At 35.2% G+C, this 20,690-nt stretch carries 17 protein-coding genes and 1 pseudogene; 10 read left to right on the top strand and 8 right to left on the bottom strand.

The features are described 5' to 3' along the window. The first annotated feature begins 68 nt into the window (after positions 1-68). The 4 genes from ABD692_RS16185 (at position 69) to murA (ending at position 4,160) form a co-directional block, all read left to right on the top strand. Positions 69-1,094 carry a glycosyltransferase family 9 protein gene (locus tag ABD692_RS16185; protein WP_344768620.1) on the top strand — a complete coding sequence of 342 codons (1,026 nt, stop codon included), beginning with the start codon at positions 69-71 and terminating at the stop codon, positions 1,092-1,094. Continuing rightward, positions 1,087-1,584 (top strand): SixA phosphatase family protein, encoded by a 498-nt coding sequence (locus tag ABD692_RS16180; protein ID WP_344768618.1) that lies wholly within the window; start codon positions 1,087-1,089, stop codon positions 1,582-1,584. The genes ABD692_RS16185 and ABD692_RS16180 overlap by 8 nt, the downstream gene beginning before the upstream one ends. Positions 1,585-2,012: 428 nt before the next feature. Next, on the top strand, positions 2,013-2,699 hold the full coding sequence (locus tag ABD692_RS16175; RefSeq protein WP_344768616.1) for a DUF4290 domain-containing protein: 687 nt from the start codon (positions 2,013-2,015) through the stop codon (positions 2,697-2,699). A gap of 135 nt (positions 2,700-2,834) precedes the next feature. Further along, entirely contained in the window at positions 2,835-4,160 is a 1,326-nt protein-coding gene (murA, locus tag ABD692_RS16170; RefSeq protein ID WP_316757348.1) for a UDP-N-acetylglucosamine 1-carboxyvinyltransferase, read from the top strand. A gap of 562 nt (positions 4,161-4,722) precedes the next feature. On the opposite strand, the gene ABD692_RS16165 is transcribed toward murA, so the two are convergent. The 7 genes and pseudogenes from ABD692_RS16165 to ABD692_RS16135 all read right to left on the bottom strand — a co-directional run bounded on the left by ABD692_RS16165 (position 4,723) and on the right by ABD692_RS16135 (position 11,293). After that, the gene (locus tag ABD692_RS16165) at positions 4,723-6,084 is read right to left on the bottom strand and encodes a pyridoxal-phosphate dependent enzyme (protein ID WP_316757345.1); all 1,362 of its coding nucleotides are present in this window, start codon (positions 6,082-6,084) and stop codon (positions 4,723-4,725) included. A gap of 321 nt (positions 6,085-6,405) precedes the next feature. Next, positions 6,406-7,419, bottom strand: a pseudogene (locus ABD692_RS16160) (DNA-processing protein DprA). 137 nt (positions 7,420-7,556) lie between these two features. Continuing rightward, positions 7,557-7,823: a hypothetical protein gene (locus tag ABD692_RS16155; RefSeq protein WP_316757341.1), complete on the bottom strand. Its 267-nt coding sequence runs from the start codon at positions 7,821-7,823 to the stop codon at positions 7,557-7,559. 144 nt (positions 7,824-7,967) lie between these two features. After that, positions 7,968-9,473 carry a S41 family peptidase gene (locus tag ABD692_RS16150; RefSeq protein ID WP_344768611.1) on the bottom strand — a complete coding sequence of 502 codons (1,506 nt, stop codon included), beginning with the start codon at positions 9,471-9,473 and terminating at the stop codon, positions 7,968-7,970. Positions 9,474-9,475: 2 nt separating this feature from the next. Continuing rightward, positions 9,476-10,114 (bottom strand): HAD family hydrolase, encoded by a 639-nt coding sequence (locus ABD692_RS16145; protein ID WP_344768609.1) that lies wholly within the window; start codon positions 10,112-10,114, stop codon positions 9,476-9,478. Continuing rightward, positions 10,086-10,565, bottom strand: coding sequence for an ATP-grasp domain-containing protein (locus ABD692_RS16140; RefSeq protein WP_344768607.1), 480 nt, complete (start codon positions 10,563-10,565; stop codon positions 10,086-10,088). Before ABD692_RS16140 ends, ABD692_RS16145 begins: the two co-directional genes overlap by 29 nt. A 77-nt stretch (positions 10,566-10,642) precedes the next feature. Beyond that, positions 10,643-11,293 (bottom strand): ABC transporter ATP-binding protein, encoded by a 651-nt coding sequence (locus tag ABD692_RS16135; protein ID WP_316757332.1) that lies wholly within the window; start codon positions 11,291-11,293, stop codon positions 10,643-10,645. A gap of 166 nt (positions 11,294-11,459) precedes the next feature. Here ABD692_RS16135 and ABD692_RS16130 point away from each other — a divergent pair, with 166 nt between their 5' ends. The 5 genes from ABD692_RS16130 (at position 11,460) to sucC (ending at position 15,871) form a co-directional block, all read left to right on the top strand. After that, on the top strand, positions 11,460-12,095 hold the full coding sequence (locus tag ABD692_RS16130) for a hypothetical protein (protein ID WP_316757330.1): 636 nt from the start codon (positions 11,460-11,462) through the stop codon (positions 12,093-12,095). 1 nt (position 12,096) lies between these two features. Beyond that, on the top strand, positions 12,097-12,393 hold the full coding sequence (locus ABD692_RS16125; protein WP_316757329.1) for a winged helix-turn-helix domain-containing protein: 297 nt from the start codon (positions 12,097-12,099) through the stop codon (positions 12,391-12,393). A gap of 54 nt (positions 12,394-12,447) precedes the next feature. Further along, complete coding sequence (locus ABD692_RS16120; protein WP_344768604.1) at positions 12,448-14,034, top strand: DUF4153 domain-containing protein; 1,587 nt, start codon at positions 12,448-12,450, stop codon at positions 14,032-14,034. A 10-nt stretch (positions 14,035-14,044) separates the two neighbouring features. Then, positions 14,045-14,353, top strand: a complete 309-nt coding sequence (locus ABD692_RS16115; RefSeq protein WP_344768602.1) for a hypothetical protein — start codon at positions 14,045-14,047, stop codon at positions 14,351-14,353. A gap of 318 nt (positions 14,354-14,671) precedes the next feature. Then, a complete protein-coding gene (gene sucC / locus ABD692_RS16110) occupies positions 14,672-15,871 on the top strand; it encodes an ADP-forming succinate--CoA ligase subunit beta (protein WP_316757324.1) in 1,200 nt (399 codons plus the stop codon). A gap of 127 nt (positions 15,872-15,998) precedes the next feature. On the opposite strand, the gene ABD692_RS16105 is transcribed toward sucC, so the two are convergent. Then, on the bottom strand, positions 15,999-17,972 hold the full coding sequence (locus ABD692_RS16105; protein WP_344768600.1) for a heavy metal translocating P-type ATPase: 1,974 nt from the start codon (positions 17,970-17,972) through the stop codon (positions 15,999-16,001). A gap of 590 nt (positions 17,973-18,562) precedes the next feature. Between ABD692_RS16105 and ABD692_RS16100 the strand changes: the two genes are divergently transcribed. Further along, positions 18,563-20,599 carry a M13 family metallopeptidase gene (locus tag ABD692_RS16100; protein WP_316757322.1) on the top strand — a complete coding sequence of 679 codons (2,037 nt, stop codon included), beginning with the start codon at positions 18,563-18,565 and terminating at the stop codon, positions 20,597-20,599. Positions 20,600-20,690 lie beyond the last annotated feature (91 nt).

The following is a 20,690-nucleotide window of genomic DNA, read 5'->3' as shown; positions in this document are numbered from 1 at the left end:
ATTTTCGCTATCGCCCTTTGGCTTTAACACTGCTTCGTACCTCGAAATGATGACCGATTAATAAAGCCATGTTAACAGAAAAAATTATCGTTTTACGTTTTTCAGCTATGGGCGATGTGGCGATGGTGGCTTCTGTTTTAAAAGAATTTTCTGAGCAAAATCCTTCGGTTGAAATTATAATGGTTAGTCGCGAGGCTTTTAAACCATTTTTCGATGGGATTGATAACCTAACTTTTCACGCCATCCAACCTAAAATCATCCATAAGGGCATTGATGGTTTGTATAAACTTTATCAGGAACTTAGAAAATTCAAACCAACTGCAATTGCCGATTTGCATGATAATTTGCGGAGCAGGGCAATTTCTACTTTTTTTCGCTTAAGCGGAATAAAAATCAAGCGGATTGACAAAGGAAGAGCAGAAAAAAAGGCCTTAACGCGTTCGGTTAATAAAATATTTAAGCCGTTACGACAAACTGTTGAACGTTACGCTGATGTTTTTCGGGAGTTAGGCTTTCAGATTAACCTGAGCCATAAATTGATTCCAAAAGTTCAACAAGTCCCTTCAAAAGCTAAAGGATTGTTTAGCGATTCAGTAAAAAAGAAAATAGGCATCACACCATTTGCTCAACATATTTATAAAATTTATCCATTAAATAAAATGGAGGTTGTAATAGCAGAATTATCAAAACTTGGCTACGAACTTTTTATTTTTGGTGGTGGAAAAGAGCAGGAAATTGCAGAAAAATGGTCGCAGTTTATTCCCAACACCCATAATTTAATCGGCAATTTTAATCTTAAGGAAGAACTTGCTATTATCTCTAATTTAGATTTGATGCTGAGCATGGATTCTTCGGGTATGCATATGGCTTCGTTAGTTGGAGTGCCTGTGGTTTCTGTTTGGGGGCCAACCCATCCTTTTGCGGGTTTTTTAGGCTACGGGCAATCGGAAGCCAACTGTGTTCAAATAGATCATCCTTCAAGGCCAAATTCAATTTATGGAAACAAACCTTGCCTTTGTGGTGTTGAAACTTGTATGGACTTAATTGAACCACAAAGCATTGTAAACAAAATTAAAGAGAACTTAAATGCCTAAACAATTATTATTGGTTCGCCACGGAAAATCGGATTGGGGAAATTTAGGTTTAAAAGATTTTGATCGCCCTCTAAATAAACGTGGTAAGGAAAACGCACCAGAAATGGCCGAGCGTTTGATAAATCGTGGTTTTAAGTTTGATTTGATGGTAAGTAGCCCAGCTAAAAGAGCAAAATCTACGGCCAAGTATTTTGCCGAAGCATATAATGTAGATGATATAAAATTTGAAGAGGCGATTTATGAAGCGAATAGCAGAACGCTTTTAAAAGTTGTGAGCGATTTTGAAGATTCTGCTGATGTTGTAATTATGTTTGGACATAACCCTGGCTTTACCGATTTAGCAAATGAGTTAAGTGATGCGGATATTTACAACATTCCAACTGCTGGAATGGTTTTGATTTCTTTCCCTTTTGATTCGTGGAAAATGGTTAGTAAAGGAACTGGAGAATTGGTTTTCTTTGATTATCCAAAGAATACGGATGAGATGTGATTTTTTTTGCCACGGAAGCACGGAATTAAGACGCCGTCATTTTAGTAAACCCGATAACGGAAGATGCCAAGAAACACAATTCTTTATTGAATAAACCTGATAGAACGTAAAGCTTTTTTAGCAGGAAACTAAAATTTGGCTGTAATGCTGAGGAACGAAGCATTTGCAACCGATGAAACATATTCTTCGTTCCTCAGCATGACAGAAGTTTAAAAACTTGAAGTGATAGCAGGTCTGGAAAATCAAAAGAATTACTGAACTTACATTTCCAAAAGAAAACTATTTCTTTTGTTGTTAAAAAGATTATCTTTGAAAATATAAAACGAAAGTCCAGCAATAGACATTTCGGTGAATTCATAACCTAAACTCCTCTGGTTATTTCATAATTCGTATGGCTGGATTATTTTTTCCAATTAATTTATCTGAACATGAGTTTTGACTATAATACTACACGTAGCCATTTGATTTTATCGGAATATGGCCGTAACGTTCAAAACATGGTGAAATATATTTGCGAATTACCCACCATTGAAGAACGTAATAAATATGCACAGGCAGTTATCGATTTGATGGGTTTTTTACAACCACATTTACGCGATGTTGCCGATTTTAAACATAAACTTTGGGATCATTTACACATCATTTCTGGTTATCAGATCGATGTTGACAGCCCGTATCCAAAGCCATTGATTGAGAATGCTTACATAAAACCAGCGCCCCTGGCTTATCCTCAACAACGAATTACCTACAAACATTATGGTAAAACGGTAGAAGGACTTATTGAAAAAGCAATGGGTGAGCAAGATTTAGAGCGCAGAAAAATAATGGTGCAAGGCATTGCAAACTTTATGAAGATGGCTTATGTTACCTGGAATAAGGATAACGTTTCGGACGAAACCATTATTAAAGATTTGAAATATCTTTCTGGCGGGTTATTGTCACTTGATGAAGGTGTTAACTTGGCGAAAGTTGAGTTTAGAGCTCAAAGTCCTCGTCAAAACAATAACAATAATAACCGCGGAAGAAATAATAATAACAATAATAACAACAGTAAAAACCGTCAGAACAATAATAATAATCGCGGACGAAACAATAATAATAAACCTAAATATTAAAGGAAAGGTAAAAGGCGAAAGGTAGCAGGTTAAAAAGTAAAAGTTTGCGGCATAAATTTGTTTTAGCACTCAATCTTGATACTCGAGACTAAATACTTGATACCAGTTACTCAATACTAAATACTAAAAAGATATATGAACGCATTTGAAATAACAGGCGGAATTAAATTAAAGGGCGAAATTACTCCACAAGGCGCCAAAAACGAGGCTTTACAGATTTTATCGGCTGTATTGCTAACCGAACAGAAGGTAACTATTAGCAATATTCCTGATATTAAGGATGTTAATAAACTAATCGAATTATTAGGCGATTTAGGTGTTATTGTAGAACGTATTGATAAGGACACTTATACTTTCGAGGCGAAAAACATCAATCTGGAATTCTTCGAATCTGAAACTTTTAAAGCTAAAGGTGGTGGTTTACGTGGTTCTATTATGATTGTTGGTCCATTATTAGCTCGTTTTGGTAAAGCAGCAATACCTAAACCAGGTGGCGATAAAATCGGTCGTAGAAGGCTGGATACACATTTTATTGGCTTCGAAAAGTTAGGTGCAAAGTTTGTTTACGATAGTAAAAAAGCTTTTTTTAACGTTGATGCGACCAATTTAAAAGGTGCTTACATTTTATTGGATGAAGCATCGGTAACGGGTACTGCAAACATTGTAATGGCTGCTGTTTTAGCAAAAGGTACAACAACCATTTACAACGCAGCTTGCGAACCTTATTTACAACAGCTTTGTAAAATGCTTAACCGCATGGGTGCTAAAATTTCGGGGATTGGTTCGAATTTATTAACGATTGAAGGTGTTAAAGTTTTAGGTGGAACGGAACACAGAATGCTGCCTGATATGATCGAAATTGGTTCTTTCATTGGTTTAGCTGCAATGACTGAATCGGAAATTACCATAAAAAATGTTTGTTATGATGAGCTTGGTGTAATTCCTGAGGTTTTCAAAAAATTAGGTATTAAATTAGAACGCAGAGGCGATGATATTTATGTGCCATCGCAAAAGCACTATGAAATTGATACTTTTATCGATGGTTCGATTTTAACAATTGCCGATTCTCCATGGCCAGGTTTTACTCCTGATTTATTGAGTATCGTTTTGGTTGTGGCTACACAGGCTAAAGGAAACGTTTTAATCCATCAGAAAATGTTTGAAAGTCGTTTATTCTTCGTTGATAAATTGATTGATATGGGCGCTCAAATTATTCTTTGCGACCCACACCGTGCGACAGTTAATGGTATTGATAAAAAATACAAGCTTCGTGGAATCAGCATGACTTCTCCTGATATTAGAGCTGGGGTTTCGTTATTAATAGCTGCGCTTTCTGCGGAAGGTAAATCGACCATTTACAATATCGAACAGATTGAACGTGGTTACCAGGATATTGATACGCGTTTACGTGCTTTAGGTGCGCAAATTAAGCGTGTTAATGCTGATGCGCCGAGTCACTAGTTTTAGTTGAAAGCTGAAAGGCTGAAAGCGAAAATAGCAAGGATACAGAAACGCCCGAGTAATTTCTTATTCGGGCGTTTTTATTTGTGATTTTTCGTAATTGTGAGATATGAAGTAATATTAAACAGTCGCTATTCTAAGTCCAAAGCATTAAGATTGCTTCGTACCTCGCAATGACGACCGCCTTAGAAACCTTGCTAGTAGGGATTTGTAATCTCGCCAACGCGCTAGTCGGGATTTGTAATCCCGCCATTAGTAACTAAGGATTTTTAATCCTTTTTTAGATTGACTTCCACTCTATTTTCTAACTACGCTAGTCGGGATTTGTAATCCCGTCATTAGTAACTAAGGATTTTTAATCCTTTTTTAGATTGACTTCCACTCTATTTTCTAACTACGCTAGTCGGGATTTGTAATCCCGTAATTAGTAACTAAAAATTTTTAATCCTTTTTTAGATTGACTTCCACTCTATTTTCTAACTACGCTAGTCGGGATTTGTAATCCCGTCATTAGTAACTAAGGATTTTTAATCCTTTTTTAGATTGACATCCATTCTATTTTCTACCCAGATATCGCGTTTATAATATCGTACTGCGTAATAATTTCAATCTTACCTGATTCATCTTCTACTAAAACAGCAGAATTTTCTTTATTAATTAACGATGAGATTTTATCAATCGATGTATTCAAATCAACGAAAGGGAAAGTTGCTGTCATGATTTCTGAAATTGGTGCAGATTTCAAACCTGGATTTTCGAGCAAAGCTGATAAGATGTCGCTTTCGGCAATTTTACCTACAATCATACCCTGTTGTGTAACTGGGATTTGAGATATGTTCATCGATTTGATGGTATTGATCGCTTCTAAAACCGATTTTGTTGCATCAAGCGTTACAATTTCTGTTGCTTCTTTCTTTGCTAAAATTGATTTCGCAGTTAACTTTTCATCTTGTAAGAATCCACGTTCGCGTAACCAATCTTCGTTATACATTTTACCCATGTAACGGCTTCCATGGTCGTGAAAGATTACCACAACAACATCTTCGGGCTTTAATTTATCTTTTAACTGAATTAAACCGCCAATTGCAGCACCAGCCGAGTTACCAACGAAAATCCCTTCTTTACGGGCGATATCACGAGTCATTAAAGCCGCATCTTTATCCGTTACTTTTTCAAATAAATCGATCACATCAAAATTTACGTTTGCAGGCAAAAAATCTTCTCCGATACCTTCTGTGATATAAGGATAAATTTCATCTTTATCGAAAATACCAGTTTCTTTGTACTTTTTAAAAACCGAACCATAAGTATCGATTCCCCAAACCTGAATATTTGGATTTTTCTCTTTCAAATATTTTCCAGTTCCAGAAATAGTACCTCCTGTACCTACACCAACCACCAAGTGGGTAATTTTACCTTCGGTTTGTTCCCAAATTTCAGGACCAGTTTGCTCGTAATGTGCAGCAGAATTTGCTAAGTTATCGTATTGATTTGGCTTCCAGGAATTTGGAACTTCGCGTTCTAAACGAGAAGAAACCGAATAATAAGAACGTGGATCCTCTGGCTCTACGTTTGTAGGGCAAACAATTACTTCAGCACCAAAAGCACGTAAAGCATCTACCTTTTCTTTCGATTGCTTATCTGTTGTAGTAAAAATACATTTGTAACCTTTAATAATGGCAGCCATAGCCAAGCCCATTCCAGTATTTCCTGATGTTCCTTCGATAATAGTTCCGCCTGGTTTTAGTTTACCACTTTTCTCTGCATCTTCAATCATTTTAACGGCCATACGGTCTTTAATTGAGTTGCCTGGATTAGTTGTTTCTATTTTGGCCAGAATTGTACCTGGAACATTCTTCGTAATTGTATTTAATTTTACCAAGGGCGTATTGCCGATAGTTTCTAAAATATTATTATACCACATAATGCAAAATTAAGCAAAGGCATTAAGTATTTTATAAACTATATTTTATTTGAAACATAATTTCGAAAATAAAAATTAAATAGAATTTTATTGCATAATCTATAATAATGATAGGGATTATAGATTGATTATTGGGCAAAATGCAATATTGGTTTTTAGGATTTTCTTCTAAGCTTTAAATTTGCAGATTATTTTTCTTAACGCTCAGTATAAAATAAATTGTCGTTTCAACCGATGCAGAGAAATCTTTAAACTTGATTTTTAGATGGCTGACAAAATTTCTGTATTTCACTGTGTGATAGTCGGAATGGCAACTTTTTGTTATGCCAATTTATAAACTTTGCCTGGCAAAGAAATAATAATGCCCTGCATTTCTAGTGTTAGTAAAATAATCGCGAGTTTACTCTGTTGAATATTGACAGAAATCGCCAATTCATCAATTGAGAGCTGCTGATTCTGCAAAGCATCAACCACTTTTTGTTCATTCGCCGTTAGGTTTATTTGTAGTGAGGCTTGTATTTTTTTCTTTTCTTTCACTTCATCATCCCAACCTAAATAATATATTAAATCATTAGCATTATTAATCAGGCCTGCCCTATTGGTTTTAATAAGAAAATTGCACCCTTCTGAAAACACATCATTGGTGCGTCCTGGGAAAGCATAAACATCTTTATTGTAAGAATTGGCTATCTCAGCTGTAATTAGCGCACCCCCTTTAATTGATGCTTCTACAACAATTGTGGCATCGGCAATACCAGCTATAATTCTATTTCTTTGTGGAAAATTTTGCCTGTCGGGATTGGTTAGGGTTGGAAATTCGGAAAGTAAGCCTCCATTTAAAACCATTTTTTGAGAAACTGTTTATGAACCTGCGGATAGAGCCGATCTAAACCATGTCCGAGTACACCAACTGTAGTTATATCGTTTGCAATACATTCTTTATGTGCTGTAACATCAATTCCGTAAGCAAGTCCACTTACAATCAAAACATTATATGGAGCCAAAACCAAACACAACTGTTTACATAAATTTCGACCATATTCGGTAGCATTACGTGTGCCTACAATGCTAATAATTCGTTTGTGGTTTAAATCAGCTTCACCTTTAAAATAAAGTAAAATAGGCGAATCGAAACAGTTCTTTAATCTCTTCGGATAATTATCATCAGAGAAAAACAATACTTCTATGTTATGTTTTTCAACAAATTTCAACTCCTCTTCTGCTCGTTTTAAAGCATCAGTGTTTAAAATTGCTTCGACTGTTTTTTCGCCTATCCCTGGGATTTGAAGCAATTGCTTTTTACTCGCAGAAAATACTGCTTCGGCACTTCCACAATATGCTAATAGATTTTTAGCATTTACAGGGCCAATTGATTTGATGAAAGTTAAGGCAATTTTATGGAGCGTACTCATTTAATTTTTAGGTTAAGGGTGAATAAAACATGGGATGATTTATTTCCTTAAAATGATAACCTAAAAATCGATATCGATTAAGCTTTTAAGTGGGATATGGATGTTATTTTTTAGCTGAATGTATTTTTCTGTAACTGACCATATTGTAGTATCTACACGCTTCGGACCAATAGTGGTATTAAATGTGATAACTGCTTTCGATTTAAACTCGTTGCCCAATCTTTGAGCTTCATCTAACTTAGTCTTTAAGGCCTGACTATGATCTTCACTAGCACTGATAATGTTTAAGTAGCTTATATGTTCCTTTTCTACAATTTCTATTGGCATGGTATCTCTTTAACGATTAATGTTAAACAAGCTTATCAAAATTTCGCATAAAAAACAACCTTAAAAATGCATTTTTTGTAATAATTAAGATAAAAAAAGCTGGCACGAACGTAACCAGCTTAATATTAATACAGTTTGGTTGGTTTATTTATTCAATTTCAATTTTCTGGTCTCAATCATTCCCTTAAACCCATGATCAAGCTTACCAGTTAAATCCTCTACTAGTGTTTTTGATAAGGCTGAAGTACTGCTTACCGTATTTTCTTTTAAAACAGAAAGGAATGATCCACTGGCAGAGTAATTTAGAGCTTGTGCTAAAAGTTTCTCTGTTTGGTCGCCAAATTCTTTAGTAATATCATCTGCGATATCCTTATCTACTGCCATACCATCAAAATAATCACCTTGATTTAATTGGTTTTTAGTTTGAAACTGCGGAATGTACAAATCATTTTTATCGATATGCAGGCCGATGAAACCAACTGGCTTACCATAAGTTTTTTTACCAATTAACTTTACATCCATTACTGGTTTTAAGTTATTAATTAATAGTTCACTTGCCGACGCTGTTGAAGCTGTTACAAGAAAATAAACCCTTGATAAGTTATTAAGCGCTCCTCTTTTAGCAAAAACCTCTTGATTTCCAGCTGCTTGTGTTGGCACCCAAGGATAATCAAAAAAAGAATATAACCTAGTCACACCATCATTTCCTTTGGCATAGAACTTTTGATTTTGAAGAATAGTTGCCTTATTATCCTGCATGGTTTGTGTCCAATAAGTGGTGTACATTATTTTACCATTTTGAGATGAAGGCGCAATTAAATTAGTAAAAGCTTCTGAAGTTGCAACGGAACCACCTCCATTATAACGCAAATCTACTATTAGCTCACTTACACCATCGGTTGCAAATTTTGCAAAAGCAGCATCTAGCAGGGCTGCAGAATTAGTTGTAAAACTATTGAAGACAATGTATCCAACCTTTTTAGTTCCTACAGTGTAGGTATTGGAGTATAAAATTGGGTTAATGTTATAAGTTGTACGGGTTACAACTACATCCTGACTTGTTCCATCTGGTTTTAAAACAGTTAGAGATATTGTTGCATCGTTTCCAAATACTGCATCTTCTATTTTATCAATACTGGCTTTGCTTGTATTGATGTCTGTAAATCCATTAATTTTAGTGATTTGATAACCTCTTTTTAGTCCTACTGTTGCCGCTGGAGATGTAGCATAAACAAGTTTAATTCTCAAATCGTTAGTAGATGCAAAGAAGATTGAAAATCCAAAATCGCCGCTTACGCCACCCAATTGTGTAGCTACCGCCCCATTATCTATAAAAGAGTATTTATCTTTACCACCTGTACTGGGTAATGCCTTCAAAGCTGCAATAACTGCATCATTTGTAGCATATTGACGAGGATTGAAACCATCGTAACTTGGCATACCAACGTTCCAAAAGTAAGTTTGTTTAGCGTAAAGAAATATCGAATCCTTTGTTAAATAATCTCGATTGGTTGTTGAGGTTTGTAAAGTATTCGTTTCGGGTGTACTTGCAGTATCTGCAGGTGTAGAAGATTTTTTACAAGATGTTGCCAACCCAATAACAACTAAAGTACTCAGGAGAATACTTTGTGCTGCAAATTTTTTAATCATATTTATTTGTAAATTTCTAGTGACACAATATACGGCAAATTAATTAATTTGGATTGTTGCTCATCAAATTTATTTGCACCAACAACTAACGCATCTTTAGCAGATAAATTGTTGTCTGATAATATGTTCTGAAAAATTTCTGATTTTGGCAGATTCAGTTCATCCGCAAAGAAAACGGTTAGATATTTTTCTAATCCATTCCACTCGGTTTGTTTTATTTTATTTAATTGTTGCTCTGGATTACCTGTTGTTACAATGTAGATTTTCTTGCGCTCGATTACCAACTCTTGTAAAAAATCTAGCATATTTTTGAATAGCAACAATTTTAATGGTAAACGAGCATTTAAATGCAGCAAATCAAAATTATGCTGATAAGTATCCGCTAATTCAAATTTCTTTGCGGTTTTTTCAAAAAGCTGATCTGACCCATTACTTTCATATTCTAGGCGCATAAAATCTAAAATAGATTGCGCATTTTTTTGTTCTGTATATTCTATAAATTGGGCGAACAGATAATATACCTGAAGCAGATAATCTTTAGCTGGAAATAAGACATCATCAAGCTCGAATATTACAATTTGCTTGTCTTTTGCGTATTGACGACCTTCCATACTATATTGTAAAAAGTTTAAAATCATCATCGGCAGAATTATAGCCAAATACACCGCTAAATCCTTCTTCCTTTTTCACAAAAATTTCGCCTCCACTCGCAAAAATGCATTCTCCTTTTACAAATACAGCAAAATTTTGAAACGTATTTTTTTCTGTTGATAAGAAATCAGCAACCAGGTCGGCGTGTGGAGTTAAAACATCTATTCCATATTCGCCGAACAGAACGGCAGACTTTGCAATCGGTTCAACTTCAAAATTATGCAGTGGAATAATACTATCAATCGACTCTGTAATACAAAAGTTTAATAAGATATGGGCAATACTATCCTTATTTAAAATTCCTAAAGAAGAAAATGCGTAGTGCTCGCTAACGATCCCAGGGACATCGCCATAATCTGCTAACAAAACAAAATGTGTGGGAAATGCTTTCATCAGCTTTAGTGCCTTTGCGTTATTTCCTCCAGTAATTAATATTTTCAATGTGTAATATGTTGTATGTAAAATTGTTTTTATTGTTCGATTGCATTATTGCAGAACACGAAAATTAGATCTATGCTTTATACAATCACCCCATCCTTCATAGTTACTATCCGATCACTCGTTTTAGCCAAATGTTCGTTATGGGTAACAATTACAAAGGTTTGCTGAAAGTTATCTCTTAAGCTAACAAAGAGCTGATGAAGGGCGGCTGCATTTTCTGAATCTAAATTACCTGATGGTTCATCGGCTAAAATTATTGCTGGATTATTAATTAAAGCCCTTGCAATAGCTACCCTTTGTTGCTCACCGCCTGATAATTGATTAGGTTTATGATTCGCCCGATCTTTCAATCCAAACAAGTCAAGCAATTCTAAGGCTCTGATTTCGGCTTGTTTTTTATTTGTTTTTGCTATAAAAGCAGGAATGCAAATATTCTCTATGGCGCTAAATTCGGGCAGTAAATGATGAAATTGAAACACAAAGCCAATATTTTGATTTCGAAACGCACTTAGCAATTCACCGTTTAATTTACTAATTACGGTTCCTTTAAGCTCAACAACGCCATCATCTGGTTTATCGAGTGTACCTAAAATATGTAACAATGTACTCTTCCCAGCTCCAGACGGCCCTATAATACTTACAATCTCCCCTTTTTCTACTTCAAAATTTACACCTTTTAGTATTTGTAGATTTCCGTACGATTTTCTTATTCCAGTGGCTTTTAGCATGGCTCAAATTTAGTAAAAAAGGTTAAAGGAGAAAGTATAAAGCGGAAAGCTGAAAGACTAAAGAACAAGGATCGCTAGCAAAGAATAAAGGATGTAAAATAATTTCTAAAAAAAGTTTGCAGATATGATTTTCTTATTTAACTTTGAAAAACAAAGCACTTTTAAAATGAGCAATTCAGAAGAACAACTAAATGCATTAAAAGATATCAGAAAAATGATGGATCGGTCATCGAGATTTATTTCGTTGAGTGGCTTATCTGGTGTTTTTGCTGGTTTTATTGCTTTAATAGGTGCTTATTTTGCTAATGATGAAATCGACAAATTTATTAACGGAAGAGGTTATAGCTTTGGCGTTGAAGGTGAAATGGATTTAGAATACAACTTAATTAAGCTTGCTTTGATTATTTTGTTTGTTGCTTTAGCAGGTGGAATTCTTTTTACCTACAGAAAAAGCCAACGCAATAATTTGCCAATTTGGGACAAAACCTCCAAATCGTTAATTATTAATCTTTTTACACCTTTAGTTGCGGGAGGTTTGTTTATTATCGCTTTGTTATTAAATCACCCAAACACGTATAGCATTATTGCACCAACTTGTTTAATTTTTTATGGATTAGCACTTATAAATGCCAGTAAATATACCTACAGCGATATTCGTTATTTGGGTTATCTGGAGGTTTTTTTAGGATTGGTTTGTATGTTTTACGTTGGTTATGGTTTAATATTTTGGGCTGTAGGTTTTGGCGTACTTCATATTATTTATGGATTGGTAATGTATTTTAAATACGAGAAAGGCCAATAAAATGAAAAACCCAATTGCAGATTTAAATAAAATTTTCGATAGCCGAATCAGGTTAGGCGTAATGTCGGTACTGGTGGTTAACGATGAAATTGGTTTTAACGATTTAAAACAGATGCTAGAATTAACAGACGGGAACTTAGCTTCGCATCTTAACACGTTAGAACAGGCGGAATTTATTAAGGTACATAAAGGTTTTATTGGCCGAAAAACCAGTACGACCTACTCGATTACCAATTTAGGAAAACAGGCTTTCAAAGCGCACTTAGATGCACTTGAAAAAATGATTAATAAACTTTAAATATTTTTTTTGAACAAACACTTTGAAATTCAAAGCACTTTTAATAACTAAAAAATGAAAACAAAATCTAATTACCTTTTACTCTCCACCCTAATTGGAGGTCTGTTATTTAATTACCTTTTTTGGATGGAAGATTTGGGATTGAATCTTTTACTTTACAGCATTTTCGTTATTGCAATAACGGTTTTTAATGATGAAGTAATAAAAAGTACTAAGTTTAAAATTTATGCTGCTGCGCATTTGTTTGCGGCAATACTTGTAGTTATTATTAATTCCGACTTATCAATAATAGCCTACTTCTTTAGCTTTATATTTTTTGTTGGTTATTCGCATTATCAAAGTATAAGAAGCATTTATGCGGCATTTTTAGCAGCAATAATGCAGTTCATAACCATTCCATTTAGTTTATTAAAAAGATTATCAGAAGTTAAAATCGGCAATTATAACTTTAAACCCATTATACGCCCTATTAAGTACATTGTTCTTCCACTATTTATCGTATTTGTTTTTACAATGATTTACAGTGGCGCAAACAAGGTTTTTGGGCATTACCTAGAGGTTACTTTCGTAAACATCGGCGACTTTTTCTACAACACTTTCGGTTTTATTTTTAAAGATTTAAGTTTTGACCGATTTATGCATCTATGCTTTGGCATTCTGGTAACTGGAGGGTTATTGATAACCTTTTACAGTAACGTAATTGGGAAAATAGAAAGTTATTTTAAGGAAAATTTATCGCGCAAAAGAAGGGATAAACGTAGTACCAGCATTTGGAACGAAGTTATAAATACTTTTTTTGGTCAATTAATTAATAAAAAACTGGCCCTAAAAACAGAATACATCATTGGGTTTATTTCCTTTGCAGCGCTTAATTTACTACTTCTATGCTTAAACGGCATCGACATTTGGTGGCTATGGCTTGAAAAAGGGAGAAACCTTGCAGAAGTTAATTATTCTGCGGATTTACACGACGGAACGAATGCGCTAATTTTCAGTATTGTTTTAGCAATGGCTGTTATATTATATTTTTTCAGAGGAAACCTTAATTTTTACTACAAAAACAAAACACTTAAAGCACTTGCCATTGCCTGGATGATTCAAAACTTCATTCTCATCATTTCAGTTTTTATTCGTGATGGTTACTATATCGAATTTTATGGCTTAACACATAAAAGAATCGGAGTTTTGGTGTTTGCTTTGCTTTGCATAATCGGTTTAGCTACCGTTTACTTAAAAGTTAATAGACAAAAAACGCTTTTTTACCTTTTTAAAGTTAATGGCAATATCTGGTTTGCCCTACTGTTGGTTTTTAGTAGCATAAACTGGGATGTTTTTATAGCCAGATACAATTTAACACAAAGTAGCAAAACTTCAATTGATGCAGATTTCTTACTTTCTCTTTCGAATAAAACACTGCCTGTTTTGGATAAATACAGGGCTAAGCTACATTATACTCCTTCTGAAGCACCATATCAAACAGAAATTGCCAAACCACAAACAGCTGATTTTTATCAGAAACGATTAGATGAACGGATAGATTCTTTTCGGGAGCGTTATGAAAGCCTAAACTGGTTATCGCTAAGTTTTCAAGATTGGAATACGGCAGAATATTTTGGATTAAATAAAACTATAAACAAATAATAACAAAATCATGAAAAATCAACAAACAATTAACGCTACCAAACAAAGAGTTACCATAATTTTAAGCGTTATAGCAACTATTTTAAGCATTCCACTAATTGCAATGCAATTTACTAATGAGGTAAAATGGACTATAGCTGATTTTATAGCGGCAGGTTCGCTCCTGTTAATTACAGCTTTAGCAATTGAAATTGTGATCAGAAATGTAAAAACCATTACACTGAGAAACATATTATTCGCGGTTATTTTATTAATTCTATTTTTGGTTTGGGCCGAAATGGCGGTTGGCATTTTCGGTTCTCCAATTGCAGGAAGTTAAAAATTGTTTACCAAATAATTCCACAATATGCAGAAGCTCAATTGGCCAAGAACTACATTCGCAGTTGAATAAACCAGATTGAGTGGAAATACTTTTTTGGCAGTACCTTTAATATTAATGTCATGCTGAGGCACGAAGCATCTGCAACCGATGAAAGAGATTCGTCGTGCCTTAGAATGACAGAAGTTTAAAAAGATTGCAACGAAAGCGGGGTTACTATTCCCGATTAACATAAAACGTTCATTTTCTAGAAAAAAACGGAAATAGCTATTTGTTTAAAGGGTTTGAAATTGTAGCTTTGGGCAAATTTTGTAGCAAATGAATATTCACGAATACCAGGGTAAACAAATATTAAAAAGTTTCGGTGTTAACGTTCAAGAAGGAATCGTTGCCGATACGCCTGAGCAAGCTGTTGAGGCTGCTAAGCAATTAAAAATCGATTATAACTCTGATTGGGTTGTAATTAAAGCGCAAATCCACGCTGGTGGTCGCGGTAAAGGTGGTGGTGTTAAATTAGCCAAAAACCTTGATGAAGTGAAACAACGTGCTACCGATATCCTTGGTATGCAATTGGTTACACCTCAAACTGGTCCAGAAGGTAAATTGGTAAGTAAGATTTTAGTTGCTCAGGATGTTTATTATCCAGGTGCTTCTGAAACTAAAGAATACTACATTTCAGTATTGTTAGATCGTGCAAAAGGTCGCAATATTATTATGTACAGTACTGAAGGCGGTATGGATATCGAAGAAGTTGCTGAACATACACCGCACTTAATTTTCAAAGAAGAGATTGACCCTAAGGTTGGCTTACAGGGTTTCCAAGCTCGTAAAGTAGCTTTCAACTTAGGTTTGAGCGGTGCTGCACATAAAGAAATGGTTAAATTTGTAACTGCTTTATATAAAGCTTACGATACTACTGATTCTTCAATGTTCGAAATTAACCCAGTATTAAAAACTTCTGATGACAAAGTTATCGCAGTTGATGCTAAGGTTGATATTGATGAGAACGCATTATATCGTCATCCAGATTATGCAGCAATGCGTGATACTGCTGAGGAAGATCCAATGGAAGTTGAAGCAAGTGCTTCTAACCTAAACTTTGTTAACCTTGATGGTAACGTAGGTTGTATGGTTAACGGTGCTGGTTTAGCAATGGCTACAATGGATATTATTAAATTAGCTGGTGGTGAGCCTGCTAACTTCTTAGACGTTGGTGGAACTGCAAATGCACAAACGGTAAAAGCGGCTTTCAACATTATTTTGAAAGATCCGAACGTTAAAGCGATTTTAATCAACATTTTTGGTGGTATTGTTCGTTGCGATCGTGTTGCTCAAGGTGTTATCGATGCTTACCAGGAAATTGGAAATATTCCTGTGCCAATCATTTGCCGTTTACAAGGTACAAACGCAGAAGAAGCTAAGAAATTAATCGACGAGTCTGGACTTAAAGTTTACTCGGCAATCGCGCTTAAAGAAGCTGCTGATTTAGTTACTAAAGTATTGGCTGAACAAGCATAATTAAGTACACAACTTAAATATATAACAAAACAGGCTATCTCAAAAAGATAGCCTGTTTTGCTTTTAATGAACATTTCTTTATTTGATCCAGCAAATTCGAATCAATTTGCTGCCATAAATGTAAATACTAAAACTTCATTTTCTGAATTCTTACCGCATTTAAAATTGCCAGTAAAGCTACGCCAACATCAGCAAAAACTGCTTCCCACATGGTAGCTAAACCACCTGCGCCTAAAATCAAAACCAAAGCCTTAACTGCAAAAGCGAGTAGAATATTCTGGATGACTACTTTTTTTGTAGCCTTACCGATTTTAATTGCGGTTACAATTTTAGAGGGCTGATCGGTTTGTATTACCACATCAGCAGTTTCGATGGCTGCATCGCTACCCATCGCTCCCATTGCTATACCAATATCGCTAATGGCTAAAACTGGCGTATCATTTATACCATCGCCAACAAAAGCAACAACTCTGGTTTTGTCTTTTTTAATTTCTTCAAGTCGGGCAACTTTATCTTGCGGCAATAAATCGCCAAAAGAAGAATCGATCCCTAAGCTTGTCGCGACTTTCTTAACAATGGTTGTTTTATCTCCGCTTAACATTACAACCTGTTTTATGCCGTTTTCATGCAATTGTTTAACTGCATCCGCCAAATCCTCTTTAATTTCATCAGCAATTAAAACATAACCAGCATATTTCTTATCAATCGCAACAACAACAATGCTTTCTTCTATTTTGTTAATTTCTGCATCGAAAACGATATTAAATTGCTCTAAAAGTTTAACATTACCCGCTAAAACTTCCTTACCATTTACAGAGCCCATCAATCCTTTTCCAGCAATTTCTTTGATATTTTCTGCGTGATAAGCTTGCTTTTCTTTAGTGTAATCTACAATGGCTTTAGCAATTGGATGCGTAGATTTTGCTTCAACTGCAGTTAAAAAACTTAGAAACTCATTTTCATCGATGTTACTTTCTACCTTTTGAACTTTAAAAACACCTTTAGTTAAAGTGCCTGTTTTATCCATTACTACGGTATTCAGTTTGGTAATTAAATCTAAAAAGTTAGATCCTTTAAACAATATTCCATTGGCCGATGCTGCACCTATACCTCCAAAATAACCAAGCGGAATAGAAATAACCAAAGCGCAAGGACAAGAAATTACCAGAAAAACCAACGAGCGATACAACCAGGTTTGGAAATGGTATTCGCTACCCAAAATTAAAATCGGAATGGTTACCAAGGCGAGCGCCAAAAAGAATACTATTGGTGTATAAATTTTAGCAAACTTGCGGATAAATAATTCTGTTTTTGCTTTTCGTGTAGTGGCATTTTGTACCATTTCTAAAATCCGCGATAAAGAACTGTCTGCAAAAACCTTGGTTACTTTAATTTCTATAACCTGTTCTTCATTCAGCATTCCTGCTAAAACATTTTCTCCTTTTTTAATGGTTTTAGGTTTACTTTCTCCTGTTAACGCCGCTGTATTAAAACTGCTTTTTTCAGATAACATTTCACCATCAAGAGGATTTTTTTCACCAGCTTTTATCTGAATAGTTTCACCAACTTTTACTTGGTCAGGAGCAACGCTTTCGTACTTTCCATTTCTTAAAACGTTTGCAATATCCGCTCTAACATCCAACAAAGCAGATATATTTCTTTTTGCCCGATTTACCGCAGCCATTTGAAACAGTTCGCCAATAGTGTAAAAAAGCATTACTGTAACTCCCTCTGGATATTCGCCAATTGCAAAAGCACCAATTGTAGCAATAGACATTAAAGAAAACTCGGTGAAAAAATCTTTGTTTTTAAACGTTTCCCATACCTCTTTCAAAACTGGCACGCCAACAGGCAAATAAGCAACGACATACCAATACGGGCGAATAACATCAAAAGCTTTAATTTTAAAAATATTATCGAAAGCAATACCAATAAGCAACATGGCAAGCGTAACTACTGCGGGCAAATAAGTTTTAAACGCAGATGGGTCGCCGCCGTGGTCATGATCGTGTTCATCGCCATCATCGTGAGAGTGTTTATGCTCGTGGTTATGGGCTTTACTAGTGCAACAGCTATCTTCTTTATCGTGGGAATGACTCATTATTAATTATTTTATTTTGAAAAGCAATTGCAGAAGCTTTTCGGTTTCAGTGTTCCCGCTATCGTTTCAAATCCACTCCCGATGAAAAATCGGGATGCGGGTTTTCCACTTTATCGGGTTTAAGTGGCTCAAATAAATGCACTGTTTAAAGTTAAATAAACCCGACAGAAACGGAAATACTTTTTGTTTCCATCCTTCGAACAAGCTAGCGATGACAGACACAAAAAGATTGAAGTAAATGGCGGGACTTCATTATCCTATGAAATACGGAACATTTTATTTCCAAATCCTGTAAGTTTAAAAATGCATATTATCAAAACTAGTTAAAATACGCGGCTCTATTCCGAATCATTCTTAATAACTAAAATTTTTACATATACACAATAAATAGTGTTAAAAAATGTTAATAGTGTATAAAAGATTTAAAATCATGAAATCTATTAAAACCCTATTTTCGCCAACAGAATTTCTTCGAAGACTTGGCCTTACAAAAATTTATTACTGGTTTAACAAGTAATATTATTAATATATTGTTTCAGTATTAATTAGTATTTCATAAATTTCGCTGTAAAAACTAACTTTTTAAGCGAATGAAATACCAGAATTTGAAAGGATATTTTGCGGCACTTGGTATAGTCGCTGCTGGCCTTTCTGCAAATGCGCAAGCACCAAAAAAATACATCGACCCTGCCAACATGGATTTATCTGTGAAACCAGGCGACGATTTTTATCAGTACGCAAGTGGTACGTGGATAAAAAACAACCCCGTTCCGGCAAAAGAAACACGTTGGGGATCATTTAACGAACTTCGTGATTTTAACATTAATGCTGTAAAATCGCTTGTTGAAGATGCTGCTGCTGATAAATCGGCTCCAGTTGGTTCGGTAAAACGTAGAGTTGGCGATTTCTTTGCCGCAGCAATGGATACGGTAACTATCGAAAAATTAGGTTACACACCTATTAAAGCTGACCTAGAAAAGATTAAACAAATTAAAGACATTCAGGGCGTTTTAGACCAGGTTGCTTACATGCGTGTAAATGGTTTAGGTGGCGGAATGTTTAGCGTAGGAGTTGGCCAGGATCGCAAAAATGTTAACAAATACATGGTTAATATTGGTCAGGGCGGCACAACTTTACCAGATCGTGATTATTATTTAAAGGACGATACGCGTAGTGTAAAAATTCGTGAAGCTTACAATACTTACATGAATACGCTTTTTAGCTTAACTGGTAGTAGTGCCGAAGAAGCAAAAAAGAAGGCCGAAACAGTTTTTAAAATAGAAAAGCAGTTTGCTGAAGCACAAATGAGTCGTTTGGAGATGCGTGATCCTTATGCAACTTACAACAAACTTACTGTTGCCGAATTAAACAAAAAAACACCAGATATTAACTGGGCTACCTATTTACCTAAATTTAAAATTAAAGGTCAGGATACGTTATTGGTTTCCTCACCTAAATTTATGACTAGCGTTGATGGTATGTTAAAATCGGTTTCTGTTGCCGATTGGAAAACTTATTTAGAATGGAACATTTTGAAAGGTTCTGCATCTAGCTTAAGTTCTCCATTTGTAAAAGCAAGTTTTGCTTTTACACAAGCACAAACTGGTCAGAAAGTACAAACTCCACGTTGGCAACGTATGTCGTCTTTAACTGATGGCACAATTGGCGAATTATTAGGTCAGCTTTATGTAGCTAAATATTTTAAACCAGAAGCTAAAGCCCGTATGGACGCAATGATTGTGAACTTACGTAAAGCTTTTGAAATTAGAATTAATGGTTTAGAATGGATGAGTGCCGAAACTAAGAAAAAAGCACTTGAGAAACTTGCTGCATTTGAGCCAAAAGTTGGTTACACAACTAAATGGGAAACTTATACTGGCTTAGATATTAACAAAGGCACATATTTTCAAAATTTACGTAACGCAAGTGTTTGGGGTTACAATGAGAATGTAAATAGATTAGGAAAACCTGTAGATCGTACTCGTTTTGGCATGACACCGCCAACAGTAAATGCATCTTACAGTCCTACAATGAATTCTATTACTTTCCCTGCTGGAATTTTACAATTCCCTTTCTTTGATCCAAATGCTGACGATGCCTTAAATTACGGCGGAATTGGGGCCGTAATCGGTCACGAAATGAGTCATGGTTTTGATGACAGCGGAAGTCAATACGATGCTAAAGGTAACTTAAAAGACTGGTGGACCGCAGAAGATAAAGCAAAATTTAATGCTAAAACAAAAGCATTAGGCGAACAATTTGATGCTTATACTGTTTTAGATACGGTACATGTAATCGGTAAATTGACAATGGGCGAAAACATTGGCGATTTAGGTGGATTAAATGCAGCTTATACCGCTTTCAAAATGACGAAGCAAGGTCAGAGCAACGAGAAAATTGATGGTTTTACACCAGATCAACGTTTCTTCTTGGCTTGGGCGCAGGTATGGAGAGGTAATATTTTACCAGAAAGTGCTGCTCAGTTAATTAAAACTGATCCACATTCTCCTGGTCCGTACCGTACAATTGGTGCACCAGTAAATATGGATGCATGGTACCAAGCTTTTGATGTTAAACCTGGAGATAAATTATACAAGAAACCAGAAGACAGAATTAGAATGTGGTAAAACTAAGTTTAAGGTTTAAAGATATAAAGAGAAAAAATACTAGCTCTTTATCTTAACCCAAATAAAGATTTTCATCCCTAGGAGGAATTTC

Source organism: Pedobacter ginsengiterrae (assembly GCF_039537385.1).
Classification (GTDB): Bacteria; Bacteroidota; Bacteroidia; order Sphingobacteriales; family Sphingobacteriaceae; genus Pedobacter; species Pedobacter ginsengiterrae.
Note: the sequence above shows the minus strand (reverse complement) of the source record. Positions and strands in the feature narration are given on the sequence as shown.